At 32.9% G+C, this 16,014-nt stretch carries 13 protein-coding genes; 11 read left to right on the plus strand and 2 right to left on the minus strand.

Features of this window, described 5'->3' with window-relative positions; translation table 11 throughout:
• Positions 1-60: 60 nt before the first annotated feature.
• The 5 genes from Q0800_RS06610 (at position 61) to Q0800_RS06630 (ending at position 7,915) form a co-directional block, all read left to right on the plus strand.
• Positions 61-1,191 carry an imelysin family protein gene (locus Q0800_RS06610; RefSeq protein WP_299128463.1) on the plus strand — a complete coding sequence of 377 codons (1,131 nt, stop codon included), beginning with the start codon at positions 61-63 and terminating at the stop codon, positions 1,189-1,191.
• 3 nt (positions 1,192-1,194) lie between these two features.
• Entirely contained in the window at positions 1,195-2,556 is a 1,362-nt protein-coding gene (locus Q0800_RS06615; RefSeq protein ID WP_299128464.1) for an HTTM domain-containing protein, read from the plus strand.
• The gene (locus Q0800_RS06620; RefSeq protein WP_299128465.1) at positions 2,546-5,029 is read left to right on the plus strand and encodes a TonB-dependent receptor; all 2,484 of its coding nucleotides are present in this window, start codon (positions 2,546-2,548) and stop codon (positions 5,027-5,029) included. The genes Q0800_RS06615 and Q0800_RS06620 overlap by 11 nt, the downstream gene beginning before the upstream one ends.
• Positions 5,030-5,264: 235 nt before the next feature.
• Entirely contained in the window at positions 5,265-6,734 is a 1,470-nt protein-coding gene (gene guaB, locus Q0800_RS06625; RefSeq protein ID WP_299128466.1) for an IMP dehydrogenase, read from the plus strand.
• Positions 6,735-6,775: 41 nt separating this feature from the next.
• Positions 6,776-7,915, plus strand: a complete 1,140-nt coding sequence (locus tag Q0800_RS06630; protein ID WP_299128467.1) for a lycopene cyclase family protein — start codon at positions 6,776-6,778, stop codon at positions 7,913-7,915.
• 97 nt (positions 7,916-8,012) lie between these two features.
• Here the strand turns inward: Q0800_RS06630 and Q0800_RS06635 are convergent, their stop codons facing one another.
• A complete protein-coding gene (locus Q0800_RS06635) occupies positions 8,013-8,249 on the minus strand; it encodes a hypothetical protein (RefSeq protein WP_299128469.1) in 237 nt (78 codons plus the stop codon).
• Complete coding sequence (locus Q0800_RS06640) at positions 8,242-8,697, minus strand: SRPBCC family protein (RefSeq protein ID WP_299128471.1); 456 nt, start codon at positions 8,695-8,697, stop codon at positions 8,242-8,244. The genes Q0800_RS06635 and Q0800_RS06640 overlap by 8 nt, the downstream gene beginning before the upstream one ends.
• A 229-nt stretch (positions 8,698-8,926) precedes the next feature.
• Here Q0800_RS06640 and Q0800_RS06645 point away from each other — a divergent pair, with 229 nt between their 5' ends.
• The 6 genes from Q0800_RS06645 to Q0800_RS06670 form a co-directional block, all read left to right on the plus strand.
• Positions 8,927-10,876, plus strand: a complete 1,950-nt coding sequence (locus tag Q0800_RS06645; RefSeq protein WP_299128473.1) for a peptidylprolyl isomerase — start codon at positions 8,927-8,929, stop codon at positions 10,874-10,876.
• 3 nt (positions 10,877-10,879) lie between these two features.
• Positions 10,880-11,731, plus strand: coding sequence for a peptidyl-prolyl cis-trans isomerase (locus tag Q0800_RS06650; protein WP_299128475.1), 852 nt, complete (start codon positions 10,880-10,882; stop codon positions 11,729-11,731).
• Positions 11,694-13,139: a peptidylprolyl isomerase gene (locus tag Q0800_RS06655; RefSeq protein ID WP_299128476.1), complete on the plus strand. Its 1,446-nt coding sequence runs from the start codon at positions 11,694-11,696 to the stop codon at positions 13,137-13,139. Before Q0800_RS06650 ends, Q0800_RS06655 begins: the two co-directional genes overlap by 38 nt.
• Positions 13,140-13,141: 2 nt before the next feature.
• On the plus strand, positions 13,142-14,095 hold the full coding sequence (locus Q0800_RS06660; RefSeq protein ID WP_299128477.1) for a MoxR family ATPase: 954 nt from the start codon (positions 13,142-13,144) through the stop codon (positions 14,093-14,095).
• Between the two features lie 31 nt (positions 14,096-14,126).
• Positions 14,127-15,269, plus strand: coding sequence for an acyltransferase (locus tag Q0800_RS06665; RefSeq protein ID WP_299128478.1), 1,143 nt, complete (start codon positions 14,127-14,129; stop codon positions 15,267-15,269).
• A gap of 219 nt (positions 15,270-15,488) precedes the next feature.
• The coding region (locus tag Q0800_RS06670; RefSeq protein ID WP_299128479.1) for an aconitase family protein at positions 15,489-16,014 on the plus strand (526 nt) is incomplete at its 3' end.

Consider the following 16,014-nt stretch of genomic DNA (forward strand, 5'->3'; position numbering starts at 1 on the left):
CTTTATATAATAAGCAAAACACAAACTTTAAAATGTATATACAATTAAATAGTTGATTTTATGAAATGGAGTAAATTATGTCTTCCTTTAATTGGTATATTAATTATTGCACTCGCTTGGAGCTGCAGTGATGATAGTTCAGATACAGATACCAACACCGATGAATTTAATAGACAAGCCATGTTAACTAATTGGGCGGATAATATTATTGTACCGTCTTACACAACCTTTGGTATAGATGTTAATGCTTTAAAAGCGGCAACTGATAATTTTGAAGCTGCGCCAACCGAAGCTAATTTTAGTACATTACGCGCTGCTTGGCAAGATGCCTATATAAGTTGGCAAAATGTATCTATGTTTAATATTGGTCCTGCAGAAACAGTGTTTTTTAGAAGTTTCATTAATACGTATCCAACAAACACAAGTAGTATAGATACAAATATTGAAACAGGTAATTACAATTTACAGGATATTAATTTAAATGATGCACAAGGTTTCCCTGCTTTAGATTACCTCTTATTTGGTTTAGAAAACACCGATAACAGTATTTTAGAAAAATATACCACAGATGCTAATTCTAGTGCTTATATAACTTATTTAGTAGACTTAGTTGATCGTATTAAAGCATTAACAGATAGTGTTATTTTAGAATGGCAAACGGGTTACCGAGATACTTTTGTTAATAACGACGGATCTTCATCTAATAGCTCAACTAATAGTTTGGTTAATGATTGGATGGAATATTACGAACGTATTTTTAGAAATGGAAAAATTGGATTTCCGGCAGGTGTATTTTCAGGTGGTAATATAGAAGCAGATAAGGTCGAAGCTTTTTACAAAAAAGACTTGTCAAAGACATTGTGCTTAGAGGCCTTAGATGCATTACAAGGTTTTTTTAACGGAGATGCCATCAACGGTTTAGGTAATGGAGAAAGCTTAGAAGATTATCTTAATTTTTTAAATACAATGAAAGAAGGAGACGATCTTTCAACCCTTATAAACACACAATTTAATGCATCTCGAGATGCCATTACGACCTTAAATGATAATTTCTATCAACAAATTATTACAGATAATAATGCCATGCTCAATGCTTTTGAGATTTTACAAGCCAATGTAGTATTATTAAAGTCAGATATGTTTTCTGCCTTAAGTATTGCTGTGGAATTTAATAGTGGTGATGGTGACTAAGCTTTGATTAATAGTATAATTACATATTTAAAACAACCTGTAAAGGCCGCACCACTTGCGGTCTTTCGGGTTTTATTTGGTTGCTTAATGTGTTTTGGTACAATACGCTTTATGTCAGGTAATTGGGTAGAAACGTATTACATAGAACCTATATTTCATTTTAAATATTATGGACTTACATTTATTAAAAGCCTAGGGCAATACACTTACATTTTGTACGGTATTACGCTTTTATCATCTATAGGTATTGCTTTGGGTTATAGGTATAGATTAAGTTGTTTACTCTTTTTTTTGAGTTTTACATATTGCGAACTCATAGATAAGACCTACTATCTTAATCATTATTATTTTGTGAGTATCATCGGTTTTTTGCTCATTTTTTTACCTGCAAATTGTTATTTTTCAATAGACGCAAAACGACAGTCAAAATTAGCTTTTAATAAAATTCCACGATATAATATTTTTGTCATTCAATTGATGCTAACTATAGTTTATGTATATGCAGGCTTGGCAAAAATAAATTCAGAATGGTTACTAAGAGCTATGCCCTTACAAATATGGTTACCATCTCGAGACTATTTACCACTAATTGGAGATTTTTTTAGACATGAATGGGTGCACTATGCTATGAGTTGGTTTGGTATGCTTTATGATTTGTCTATTCCCTTTTTATTATTTTATAAAAGAACACGTGTTTTGGCTTTTGTGTTGGTGGTTGTTTTTCATGTATTAACGAGAGTGTTATTTCCAATCGGAATTTTTCCTTATGTCATGATTTTTTCAACACTTATTTTCTTTAATTCCCATTTGCACCAAGGTTTAATACATAAATTACAAAAGCTATTTAATAGTAAATACACCATTAAAGAAAAGACCTTAAGTTGGGTGCCGAATATTAAAAATCGAATTATAGTTGGTGTATTTATAGTCTTTTTTAGTTTTCAGATTTTATTTCCGTTTAGATACCTTTTGTATCCAGATGAATTATTTTGGACCGAAGAAGGCTACAGATTCTCTTGGCGTGTAATGCTAATGGAAAAGGGTGGTTATGTACAATTTAAAATTGTAGATCCTGCAACCAAAAAGTGGTTTTATGTAGATCATACTGCATATTTAACAGATTATCAAGAAAAGCAAATGCGTATGCAGGCCGATTTTATTTTAGAATTCGCACATTTTTTAGAAACGACTTATAAAGAAAAAGGGATAAAAAATCCTGAAGTTTATGTAGAGAGTTACATTGCTTTAAACGGACGTTTAAGTCAACAATATATAGACCCTAATATCAATCTCACCAAGGTTAAAGACTCATGGAAGCATAAGGATTGGATATTACCATTTAATGATACAATTTATGGATTTTAAGAAACTAGTAGTAGTTGTAGTTTTCTGTTGTTTTTCAATATTAGGACATAGCCAATATAAGTTACAAGGTAAGGTCATAGATGCTGAAACTAAAGATCCAATAGCTTTTTTATTCTTATTTGATAAGAATTCGGGTAAAGAAACAACAACAGATGCAAGTGGTAATTTTATTTTAGACGACTTAAATTCTGGGTTGCACACCATTGTTTTTTATAACGATGATTATGCATGGTACGAAAAAACGTTTAGTATTGATACTGATAAAATTGTAGATGTAAGGATTAAAAAATCCAATACCTTGTCCGAAGTGCTTATCCAGGCAAAACGTAAGGAAGTATTTGACTTAAAACGCGCAAAAGACGTAGAGGGCACTACTATTTTTGCAGGTAAGAAAAATGAGTTCGTTTTAGTTGGCCAAATATTAGGGAATAAATCTAACGGAAATGCAAGACAGATTTTTGCTCAAGTTGTAGGTCTTAATATTTATGAAAGTACAAATTGTGGTTTACAATTATCCATTGGAGGTCGTGGTTTAGATCCTAATAGAACGTCTAATTTTAATACGCGCCAAAATGGTTATGATATTAGTGCAGATGTTTTGGGTTATCCTGAAAGTTATTATACACCGCCTGCAGAAGCTTTAGAAGAAATACAAATAATTAGAGGTGCAGCCTCTTTGCAATATGGTACACAGTTTGGTGGCCTAATTAATTTTAAGCTTAGAGACCCTTCAACCAAACCATTAGAAATTATAACAAGACAATCTTACGATACCAATTGTGGCTTTAATACCTTTAATAGTATTAGTGGTACAAATGGTAAATTTAGCCATTACACCTATGTCTCTTATAAAAATAATTTAGATGAAGCACCAAGGCCAAATATGGGTCTTGAGGCTTTTAATGTGTTTACAAATCTTAATTATAAACTCTCAGATAAAACGTCTATTGGGCTAGAATTTACACACCTTAATTATACTGCACAACAACCTGGTGGACTTACAGATGTGCAATTTTATGAAGATCCTACATTTAGTAACCGCACAAGGAATTGGTTTAAAGTAAATTGGAATTTACTCACCTTTAAATTAGACCATAAATTTTCTGAAAACGAGCGTTTTAAGGCCAATTTTTGGGGAATGAACTCATCGAGAAGTGCAATTGGATTTAGAACAAATCGAGTATCTCAAATAGATGATACCGATGAGCCAAGAGATTTACAAGTCGGAGAATTTAGAAATTGGGGAACAGAGTTAAGGTACCTTAAAAATTATAATATCAAAAACAAAAAATCAACCTTGCTCGTTGGTGGAAAATATTATCAGGCATTTAACCAAGAGCGCCAAGGGCCTGGAACCAATGGTAATGATCCTAATTTTAATTTTGTTGATTATGAGGTTCAAGATTTACCTGTAGAGTTAAGACAATCCGATTTTGATTTTCCTAATTTAAATTTAGCTGTATTTGCTGAAAATATTTTTTACCTGTCCGATAAATTGTCGCTAACTCCAGGCATAAGATTTGAATACATTAAAACAGCAAGTGAAGGAACTTTTCGTTCAGTTAATAGAGACCTTGCTGATAACGTATTGTTAGATAGTACGTTTACAGATAACCGAACACGAGAGCGTAACATTATATTACTTGGTTTGGGAGTAAGCTATAAACCTAATAAATCATTAGAAATTTATGGAAACTTTTCGCAAAATTATAGATCAGTGACCTTTAGTGATATAAGAATAATTAATCCTTCTTTTCAGGTTGATGAAAATATAAATGACGAAAGTGGTTTCTCTGCAGATTTAGGACTAAGAGGTCGCTATAAAAAAGTATTGTCTTATGATGCTAATGTTTTTGGTTTATTATACAACGATCGTATAGATGAGGTGATTAGAACAGGTACAAGAGTCAATGCTTTTGGGGAAACCGTTGAAGAAGGACGCGTGGTGCGTTTTAGAGGAAACATAGGTCGTGCTTTTACCTATGGTTTTGAGAGCTTAATTGATTGGAATTTAAAGGAAACTTTCTTTAGCACCCAAAACGATTATAAATTAAATTATTATGTTAATTTAGCATTAACTCAATCTAAATTTATTGCATCTGAGGTACCAGGAGTAGAGGGTAATGAATTACCTTTTGTTCCTAATGTAAATTTTAGAACAGGTCTAAAAATGGGTTATAAAAATATATTATTAGACCTACAGTATTCTTATTTATCAGAGCAATATACCGATGCTTCAAATGCACCTCAAGATCGTAATGATAATGTTAGTGGTATTATTGGAACAATTCCGGCATATGCCGTATTAGATTTATCCTTGTCTTATCGTTATAAAAGTTGGACCTTAGAAACTGGAGTAAATAATCTTTTAGACGAAGTGTATTTTACACAACGTGCCACAGGTTATCCAGGGCCTGGTATAATCCCTGCACTACCAAGAAGTTTTTATGCCACACTGCAGTATAAGTTTTAGGCATAATTTTACTTTGTTCATTCCTGTGTTTTATTAAAACAAATATATAAATTTATTGAGACGACTTTTATTTTAAGTCAAGGGCTTTATTAAACTACACTCAAACGTTTTTGCTACTTTAAATGAAATAAAATGCGTAGATTTGCATGCAATTAATTGAAAACAATAACAAAAATAGTTAAGCTATTTTATCTAAAAATTTTCATTCTCATTAAAATGGGAATCTAATTGCAACATGACAGCACACGAAAATAAAATCTTAGGTGAAGGTCTTACTTACGACGACGTCCTATTAGTTCCAGCCTTTTCAGAAGTATTGCCACGCGAGGTTAATATTCAAACAAAATTTACCAGAAACATTACTATAAATATTCCTGTAATCTCAGCTGCTATGGATACGGTTACTGAGAGTAGAATGGCTATTGCTATGGCGCAAGAAGGCGGTATTGGTGTACTTCATAAAAACATGACTATAGAAGAGCAGGCTCAAAAAGTACGACGTGTAAAACGCGCTGAAAGCGGAATGATTATAGACCCAGTAACGCTATCAATGGATGCTGTAGTCGCTGATGCAAAAAATGCAATGCGAGAACATAGTATTGGTGGTATCCCTATTGTTGATGATAATGGAGTGTTGAAAGGAATTGTAACCAACCGTGATTTGAGGTTTGAGCATCAAAATGACAGAGCCATAGTAGAGGTTATGACAAGCGAAAATTTAGTAACAGCTCCAAAAGGAACGTCTTTAAAAGATGCTGAGGCTATTTTACAAGAAAATAAAATTGAAAAGCTATTGATTGTTGAAGGCGATAAACTTGCTGGACTCATTACCTTTAGAGATATTACCAAAGTGACTCAAAAACCAAATGCCAATAAAGATAGCTATGGAAGATTAAGAGTTGCAGCGGCAATTGGTGTTACAGGAGACGCTGTCGATAGAGCAGAAGCTTTGGTAAAAGCAGGTGTTGACGCTGTAGTTATTGATACAGCTCATGGCCATACCAAAGGTGTGGTTAGCATTTTAAAAGCTATTAAAAATAAATTTCCAAAGTTAGAAGTCATCGTTGGAAATATAGCAACTGGAGACGCTGCTAAATATTTAGTTGAGGCTGGTGCAGATGCTGTTAAAGTTGGTATTGGTCCGGGTTCAATTTGTACAACTCGCGTTGTTGCAGGTGTTGGTTTTCCACAATTTTCTGCGGTGTTAGAAGTTGCAGCTGCCATTAAAGGTACTGGTGTGCCTGTAATTGCAGATGGTGGCATCCGTTATACAGGAGATATACCAAAAGCCATAGCAGCAGGTGCAGATACCGTAATGTTAGGGTCGCTATTGGCTGGTACAAAAGAAAGCCCAGGTGAGACGATAATTTACGAAGGTCGTAAGTTTAAATCGTATCGAGGCATGGGTTCTGTAGAAGCTATGAAGCAAGGGAGTAAAGACCGTTATTTTCAAGATGTGGAAGATGATATTAAGAAACTTGTACCAGAAGGTATTGTAGGTCGTGTTCCTTACAAAGGTGAACTTTTTGAGAGTATTCATCAATTTGTAGGTGGCTTAAGAGCTGGTATGGGATATTGCGGTGCTAAAGATATCGCCACCTTGAAGGAAACAGGACGATTTGTTAAAATCACAGCAAGTGGTATCCATGAGAGCCATCCTCATGATGTAACGATTACCAAAGAAGCACCTAATTATTCGAGATAAACTCGGCGTAATTCTTATAAATTTTTTAGTCTAATGTATTAATGATTAAGTATGATTACATCATATTAGGAGCTGGTGCTTCGGGCTTAATGTTAGCCTATCGTATGGCAAAAGATCCTTTTTTTGATGATAAATCAATTTTGGTTATTGATAAAACTAAAGACAAAGGAAACGATAGAACCTGGTGTTTTTGGCAAAAAGGGATTGGAGAGTGGGATGCTATAGTCACCAAAACATGGTCTAAGATTTTCTTTGGTTCTAAAGTGTTTTCTAAAGGTATTGATATTTTGCCGTATCAGTATAATATGATACGAAGCCAAGATTTCTATAAATCACTTTGGGAATTTATCAACACAAAATCTAATATCACTTTTACTGAGAACACCGTTGATAATTTTGAAACTAAGAATGAACGCGTATATGTTAGTACTACAAACGGCAGCTACGTTGCATCAAAGCTTTTTAACAGCATACCAAATCCGTCGGTTTATGAAGCACAAAAAACATATCCTGTATTGCAACAGCATTTTGTAGGCTGGTTTGTAACTACTAACAATGATTCTTTTGACGATTCAGTGGCTACATTTATGGATTTTGCAGTACCACAAAATGGAAATACGAGATTTATGTATGTGTTGCCAATTAATAAGCAAAACGCACTGTTTGAGTACACCTTGTTTTCTAAAGAATTCTTACAGCTATCAGAATATGAAGCGGCTATAAAAGCCTATTTAGTAGATAAAAATATTACAGACTATAAAATTTCAGAAGTAGAAAAAGGGGCTATACCAATGACCTCGTATAAGTTTTATCAAAAAAACTCTAAGCATATTTTAAACATTGGTACTGCAGGTGGTTGGACCAAAGCAAGTACAGGTTATACATTTAGTAACACCACTAAAAAGACAAAGGCTTTGGTTAATTTTTTAAAGCACAACAATGACCTTACAAAATTTTATAAAACATCTAAATTTTGGTTCTATGACCTAATTTTTTTGGATGTTTTAGCACATCACAATGAAGAAGGTGCGGCGATTTTTGCATCTATGTTTAGAAAGGCAAATGTAAAAACCATATTTAAGTTCTTAGATGAAGAATCTACTTTAATTGAAGATTTAAAGATCATTTTAGCTGTGCCAAACAAACGATTTATTCAAGCATTTTTCAAACGATTATTTTAGATTTTTCAATCTAGCTGTCACATAGAGCCTAATCGAGATGTTTTTAAAAGGTCTAGTTTAAAAGACCTCGACTACGCTCCATCTGACAGGTTATAATTTAACCCAAATATAGCTGCCCACGGTGTGGCTTTAAAGCGTCTCTAATGGGTTTCATTTCAGATTCATCAACAACTAAATAAGCTAAGCTATGCATATCGCTTATAGTTTCAATACCTGTAATATCAATATCTAATTGTTTTAAAGCGATGTATTCTTTTAAATGAATTAAATGATGCTCCGCTGTTTTTTGGCTCACAGAGCCTTTAAAATCCCAGATTAATTTAAGTCTACGCATTGGATACAGTGCTATTGTTTTCCGCAAAGTTTTTAAAGTTGGCCATATACATTTTGGTTTGTTTTTTAAACGCCTTTGGCATAAAAAATAACATAGCATTCATCTTAAGTGAGGTAGGTTCAAACGCGTTTTTACAAATCCACTTTGTGGAATGTCCTTTAAAATTTACAAAATAATTCTCTTGAATATTTCTTACGCCTTTAGTTGTATAAGTAGCATGAAATTCATCTGGAAGATTTTGCTTAGTAATGGTTTCAATAAGTTCCATTTTTCTTTTGCCAAAATTGTAATGCAATTTCATTTTAGCTCCAAATTGTCCAGGCGATCCAGAGATATATTCATTAGCAACTAAACCGTCTTGCCAATGTTTCATATTATTAGGATTATTCATCTTTTTTATAACAAAATCTAAAGGTTTGTTAATGATAATTTCAGATGTGTATTGCATAGCCTATTAATCTAAATTAAAGATATAAAAACAACATATACTAACTATAAACTTATCGACGTTATAACCAATTTAGAAGTTATAATGTAGAAGAATTAATTTAGAGCATTTTTTTTGTGCAAGACTTTGCCTACGACTTGTAAAATAAGCGATTTATGTTATTTTTGCTTAACTCTAAAATCAGTGAATATATTTAGTGTATTATTGCTGTTATAAAGGTGAAATTATTATGAAAATTGTATTCAAATTAGTGGTCTTTCTATTTTTAACGAGCAACGTTTCTTTTGCGCAAATAAAAGACCAAGTGCTTTTAAAAGTAGATGGAGAGCCTGTAATGACGTCAGAATTTATTAGAGTTTACAATAAAAATTTAGACTTAGTTAAAGATGAAAGTCAAAAAGACATAGACAGTTATTTAACGCTTTTTACTGAGTACCAGCTAAAACTAAAGGAAGCGAAACGACTAAAGCTAGACCAAGATGCTAAATATCAGCGAGAATTTTTAAGATATAAAAAACAACTCACTCAAAATTATTTATCAGAAAACAAGGTAACTGAAGCTTTAGTTGCAGAGGCTTATGAACGCAGTAGTTACGACATTAACGCGTCACATATTTTAGTAAGACTAGACGCAACGGCTAAAGATACCTTAAGTGCTTATAATAGAGTGTTAGCATTAAAGAAAAGAGTTGAAAACGAGGGGTTTGATGAGGTAAAGCAAGATGCACATAATGGTAAAACCGTTTTCTTAGAAGATTTGGGTTACTTTTCTGCATTTAAAATGGTATATGATTTTGAAAGCGCAGCTTTTAACACTCCCGTTAATGAGTTCTCAAAACCGTTTAGAACCCAATTTGGGTATCATGTTGTTTTTGTTAAAAATAAACGGAAATCTAGAGGAACGCTTACAGCAGCTCATATTATGATTTCTTTACAGCAAAAAGATTCGCTTTTAGACCCAGAGCGTCGTATAAACGATATTTATCAAAAACTACAACAGGGAGAGTCTTTTGAGTCTTTGGCTAAACAATTCTCAGATGACAAAAGTTCTGCTAAAAACGGAGGGCAATTAGCGCCTTTTAAAAGTGGACAATTAAGTTCTGTTGAATTTGAGGATATGGCGTTTTCATTAAAAAAAGACAATGCAATTAGTAAGCCATTTAAAACGGCTTACGGATGGCATATTGTAAAACGTATAGGTTTAGAGCCACTTAAATCTTTTGAAGAAATAAAACCAACTTTAGAGTCTAGGGTTAAAAGAGACTCTCGGTCAAAGCTTATAAATAACGCTATGGTAGAGGAATTAAAGCAGCGTTATAGTATTGTGCATACTAAAGAAGCTAAAGCCTATTTTGAGTCTATTTTAAATGATGATTTCTTTAAACGCTCATGGAAGTTTCCAGACGATTTTACTAAAGATAAAATTATTGTAGCCATTAATAATAACAATTATAGGTACTCTGATTTTGCCAGGCATTTATTAAATGCGCAGCGTTCATATACCAATAAGCAAATGTCACTTGCTAGTGTAGTTAATAGGGAATATAACAGATTTTTCGAAAAGGTAATACTTAGGTACAGAGAGGATAATTTAGAACTCGAAAACAAAGATTTTGCCGATATCCTTAAAGAATATAGAGATGGACTTTTATTATTCGATTTAATGGAAAAAGAGGTTTGGAATAAAGCCTCTAAAGATTCCTTAGGTCTAGAAGCATATTACAACAAAAATAAATCTAAATACCAGTGGGACGATAGAGTAAAAGTACTCATAGCAACTACAGCAGATAAATCTATAGCAAAGAAACTTATACGTAGTTTAAAAAATAACCGTTCTGAGGAGACTATGAGTGCAAAATTTAATAATGAAGAAACACAAAATGTAATATTTACTAGTGGCACTTATAATCTTAACGACCCTAAGTTACCGACTAATTTAGAGCTAAAAGCCGGTGTGTCTAAAGTGTATAATCATAATGATGCCTTTCATGTTTTAGATATTAAATCTATATACCCAGCAGGTCCTAAAACCTTAGAGGAAGCTAGAGGCAACGTTATTAACGATTACCAATTAGTAATTGAGACTAATTGGTTAAAAGCGCTGCAACAACGTTTTAATGTAGAGGTTAATGATAAAGCTCTAAAAGCAGTTAAAAAATATATAAAGAAGCAACACTAAATTTTGAATAATACCCTCAAAATATTTGCAGTCTGCTTGTTGTTAGCAAGTTGTACTTTTTTTAAGAAAACAGAGGAAGGAGACCCTGTAGCTAGAGTTAATGAGTCTTATCTTTACCAAGAAGACTTAGATGATATTGTGCCAGAAGGCGCTTCAATTGAAGACAGTACCGTTTTGGTTAACACCTATATAAATCGTTGGGCTAGGCAATTATTGTTAATGGATGGTGCCTTGCTTAATATTCCAGAAGATAAACAAACAGAATATTCTAAACTAGTAGAACAATATAGAAACGATCTTTTTACTAAAGCCTACCTAGAAGTTTTAGTAAAAAAGAACATTGATACTACGGTGAGTCAAAAAGAATTACAAGTCTTTTACCAAGCTAATAAGGAATCCTTTAAGCTTAATGATAATCTTATACAATTTAGATACCTTACCCTACCTTTAAATCCTGTAGGGTTAGATACTATAAAATCTAGATTTAAAAGATTTAAAGAAAAGGACAAAAGATATTTAGACTCAATATCGGTGCAATTTAAAGCCTATTCATTAAAAGATTCATTATGGGTTAAAAACACTGATTTATTGGCCAAAATCCCAGTACTGAATACCTTAAAAAAAGAACAACTGTTAAAAAAATCTAATTTTTTACAACTCAAAGATTCATTAAACCTATATTTGATGCAGGTCAATAATGTAAGGGTTAAAGATGACTATGCACCTTTGAGTTATGTTGGCGAATCTATAAAGCAAATTGTCATAAATAAAAGAAAATTAGAGCTCATTAAGGAACTCGAAAATGATATTATAAAAGATGCGATTAAAAACAATCAATTTCAACTCTATAAGTAAAGCAATAGCTGGTTTGTCTTTATGTTTTTTAAGTACAGTTGGTGCTCAAGAAATTATTCCAGACGACGTAAGGCCAAACCTTAAGTCTAAGGATACACTGCTAAAAGAAAATAGAATTAAGGCAGATGGCGTTGCATCTGTTGTTGGCGATTTTATAATCCTAGAGTCTGATTTAGACAGAGAAATTGCTCAATTAGAAGCCCAAGGTGCAGATTTATCGGAAGTATCCAGATGTGAACTTTTTGGAAGTTTACTAGAACGGAAACTTTATGCCCACCAAGCCATACAAGATAGTGTCATAGTAAATGAACTCTATATACAGTCTCTTGTAGAACAACAAATACAAGGTATCTTAGCGCAGACCCAAAGGGGTATGGACGATTTATTAAAGTTTTATAAAAAAGACTCAGAACAAGCTCTAAGAGACGAAATGTATGAAATCAACAAAAATGGATACCTCGCCAAAGAAATGCAATCTAAGGTCATTAAAGACATTGAGGTTACACCCGAAGAAGTAAGAACGTTTTTTAATGACATACCAGTAGACGAAAGACCAACTTTTGGTACAGAACTAAAGGTGGCGCAAATTGTTGTTATACCAGAAGTCACTAAAGAAGCCAAACAAAAAGTTATAGATAAGCTAAATGAATTTAAGAGAGACATAGAAGAAAATGGTGCAAGTTTTACAACTAAAGCGTTATTTTATTCGGATGATGGAGGGTCCAAAAATAATGGAGGCTTGTTACCTACAATGAATAGAAAAAGACCAAGAATGGTTAAAGAATTTAGAGATGTTGCTTTTAACCTTCAAGAAGGTGAAATTTCAGAACCTTTTGAAACCGATTTTGGATTTCATATCATTTATTTAGAAAAAATTAGAGGTCAGGAGTATGACGTAAGGCATATATTATTAAGGCCAGAGCTTACCCAAGATGCTATTAAGGAAGCTAAGGATAAAATTGATATGGTTAGAGAAAAACTTGTAGACGGAAGTATTTCTTTTGCTGAAGCTGCGCGAGAATTTAGTGACGAAAAAGAAACAAAATATGAAGGAGGAAAGTTAACTAACCCTACTACGCAAGATTTTAACTTTGAACTCGCACGTATGGATACCGAATTGTATACACAAATTCAAGACTTAAAAGAAGGAGAAATAAGCGAAGTAATACAAGATGAAGACCGCGTAAATTCTTTAAAGTTTAAAATAATGACAGTATCAGATAGAATTGACGATCATAAAGCAGACTTTGCAAGAGATTATTTAAAGATTAAAGAATTAGCATTGCAAGATAAGCAAGTAAAGGCTATTGAGAAATGGCAAAAAGAAACCATCTCAGCTACTTATATTAAAATAAATGGTGAGTATAGAGATTGTGATTATGAGAGTGATTGGTTAAAAACGCAATAAGTATGTCTGACGTTTCAGTAATTGAAAATTTTGTAAAAAAATATAAGACCCTAAAACAAGAGATTGCTAAAGTAATCATTGGACAAGATGAGGTTGTAGATCAAATTTTAATTTCTATTTTTTCTGGTGGGCACTCACTCTTAATAGGTGTTCCAGGGCTAGCAAAAACTTTAATGGTTAATACCATTGCAAAGACATTAGGACTAGATTTTAAGCGTATACAGTTTACGCCAGATTTAATGCCAAGTGATATTTTAGGGAGTGAGATCTTAGACGAAAACCGAAAGTTTAAATTCATTAAAGGTCCTATTTTTGCCAATATTATTTTAGCAGATGAGATCAACAGAACACCTCCAAAAACGCAGGCAGCTTTGCTAGAAGCAATGCAAGAGCGCTCTGTCACTGTTGCAGGGCATCAATATCCACTAAGTTTGCCCTACTTTGTTTTGGCAACACAAAACCCAATTGAGCAAGAAGGAACATATCCATTACCAGAGGCACAATTAGACCGTTTTATGTTTGCTATAAATTTAGAATACCCTTCATTTAACGAAGAGGTAGAGGTGGTAAAGGCAACAACCACAGACGTTAAGCAGTCCGTTAATTCATTATTTACAGCACAAGAAATTATAGACTTTCAAAATGTAATACGTCGTATTCCTGTAGCCGATAATGTCATAGAATATGCTGTAACACTTGTGGGTAAAACTAGACCAAAGGCAAATACTGCAGCAGCTATTGTTAAAGAATTTGTAGATTGGGGAGCAGGGCCAAGAGCATCTCAAAACTTAATTCTTGCAGCTAAGACACATGCTGCAACACAAGGTAAATTCTCACCCGATATTGAAGATATACAAGCTGTAGCAATAGGAATTCTGAGACATAGAATTATAAAAAATTACAAAGCCGAGGCTGAAGGCATTACCGATAAAAAGATTATTGAAGATCTCTTTTAGTACATTTAATAATTGGAATTATATTTGACCTGTGATAATTCCGAACAAAAAGAGAAATGTTGGTTTAGATATAGCGCGCACCTGTGCCATTTTACTTGTTTTATTTTCTCATACCTTATGGATTAGTGATAATTATCCCAAGCCAATTGCTACTTTAATGCAAATGAGTGGTACAATAGGAGTTGAGGTGTTTTTTGTAATTAGTGGCTTTTTAATTGCACGTATTATACTAAGGGATATTACAAAACCAAACTATGGTTTTAAGCATCTAAAAACCTTTATCCTTCGTCGTTGGGTACGAACATTTCCGGCATATTATCTCATTTTATTACTTAATGTGTTAATTTGGTATTGTATTTATAACACAATGCCCAAAGCGCTTTATAAGTACTTTATTTTTATTCAGAATTTCTGTGAGCCATCTCCTGCATTTTATAGAATTTCTTGGAGTTTGTCTGTAGAACAATTTTCGTACATAATTATTCCTTTAATATTATTTGTGCTCATTGCAAAGTTTAAGACTATAAATAGAAGGCGGTTGTTCTTTTATGTAACCTTATTAACGGTTATTATTTTTACCATTCCTAAACTTCACTTCTACCTAACAAGAGAGCTTAAGGACATTTCAGATTGGAACGAAAACATAAGAAAAGTTTTAATTAACCGTTTAGACGCTGTTTATCTTGGTTTTTTATTTAGGTACTTGTATGATTATGCGGAGAGTTGGTTTAATAGATACCGAAGGCTATGTTTCTTAGTTGGTTTATCTATTATAATAATTCTGCATGTTTTTAGAGGTTTTCTGGGTTTAACAGTAGCTGACATGCCTTTTTTTATGATTCTAATATACTTACCGCTAAATTCAATTTCGGTGTGTTTATTATTACCTTATTTAATGAAGGTTAAAATTTCCTCAAAACGTATAGCAAATTTTTTTATGACGATTAGTTTATTATCGTATTCCATATATCTGTTACATTACTCTATTATTCTTCATCTTTTAAAAGTGTTTGTACCTTCAGAAAATCTGCTGTCTGCAGAGTTGTGGCTTTACACCTTTTTATATTGGGGACTTACTTTTGGTAGTGCATATATATTCTATAATTTTTATGAATTACCATTAACTAAAATGAGAGATCATAAGCGTTTTAAAGCGTTTTTCAATATACACTAAAGAAAAAGAGGTTGTTTCCTATTGTTAATTTTATAAGAAACTTTCGTCTTATATTGTTAAGTTATTAAGAATCGAATTTTAAAATTGAGAATTTTATAAAAAAGAGCACGAATTACATTATTGTATTAAGTATTTCAAAACCGTGATACTATTTAAAAAAATTCCGTTAAAATTTGTAGCTTTGTGATGCTAAAAAATTATCAACCTTAAAAAAAATATATGGCTTTTGATATTGACATGATTAAGAAGGTTTATGCTAACATGACGGAGCGTGTAGATGCTGCAAGAGAAATTGTTGGTAAACCGTTAACACTTTCTGAAAAGATATTGTATTCTCACTTATGGGATGGTAAACCTACCAAGGCTTTTGCAAGAGGAAAAGATTATGTAGACTTTGCGCCAGACCGAGTAGCTTGCCAAGATGCAACAGCTCAGATGGCATTGTTGCAATTTATGCAAGCAGGTAAACCAAAAGTTGCAGTACCTACCACGGTGCACTGCGACCACTTAATACAAGCCAAAGATGGTGCAGCTACAGATTTAAAGCATGCCAATAACACTAGTAGTGAGGTATTTAACTTTTTAGAGTCAGTATCTAATAAATACGGTATTGGTTTTTGGAAGCCAGGTGCAGGTATTATTCACCAAGTTGTATTAGAAAATTATGCATTTCCTGGAGGAATGATGATTGGTACAGATTCCCACACGGTAAATGCTGGTGGTTTAGGAATGGTAGCTATAGGTG

The sequence above is a fragment of the uncultured Winogradskyella sp. genome (assembly GCF_937958655.1).
Taxonomy (GTDB): domain Bacteria; phylum Bacteroidota; class Bacteroidia; order Flavobacteriales; family Flavobacteriaceae; genus Winogradskyella.

What these genes read in the sequence shown, in the direction of transcription:
- Q0800_RS06610 (WP_299128463.1), top strand. Translation starts at nt 61, where the DNA reads ATGAAATGGAGTAAATTATGTCTTCCTTTAATTGGTATATTAATTATT.
- Q0800_RS06620 (WP_299128465.1), top strand. Translation starts at nt 2,546, where the DNA reads ATGGATTTTAAGAAACTAGTAGTAGTTGTAGTTTTCTGTTGTTTTTCA.
- guaB (WP_299128466.1), top strand. Translation starts at nt 5,265, where the DNA reads ATGACAGCACACGAAAATAAAATCTTAGGTGAAGGTCTTACTTACGAC.
- Q0800_RS06630 (WP_299128467.1), top strand. Translation starts at nt 6,776, where the DNA reads ATGATTAAGTATGATTACATCATATTAGGAGCTGGTGCTTCGGGCTTA.
- Q0800_RS06635 (WP_299128469.1), bottom strand. Translation starts at nt 8,249, where the DNA reads ATGCGTAGACTTAAATTAATCTGGGATTTTAAAGGCTCTGTGAGCCAA.
- Q0800_RS06640 (WP_299128471.1), bottom strand. Translation starts at nt 8,697, where the DNA reads ATGCAATACACATCTGAAATTATCATTAACAAACCTTTAGATTTTGTT.
- Q0800_RS06645 (WP_299128473.1), top strand. Translation starts at nt 8,927, where the DNA reads ATGAAAATTGTATTCAAATTAGTGGTCTTTCTATTTTTAACGAGCAAC.
- Q0800_RS06655 (WP_299128476.1), top strand. Translation starts at nt 11,694, where the DNA reads ATGCGATTAAAAACAATCAATTTCAACTCTATAAGTAAAGCAATAGCT.
- Q0800_RS06660 (WP_299128477.1), top strand. Translation starts at nt 13,142, where the DNA reads ATGTCTGACGTTTCAGTAATTGAAAATTTTGTAAAAAAATATAAGACC.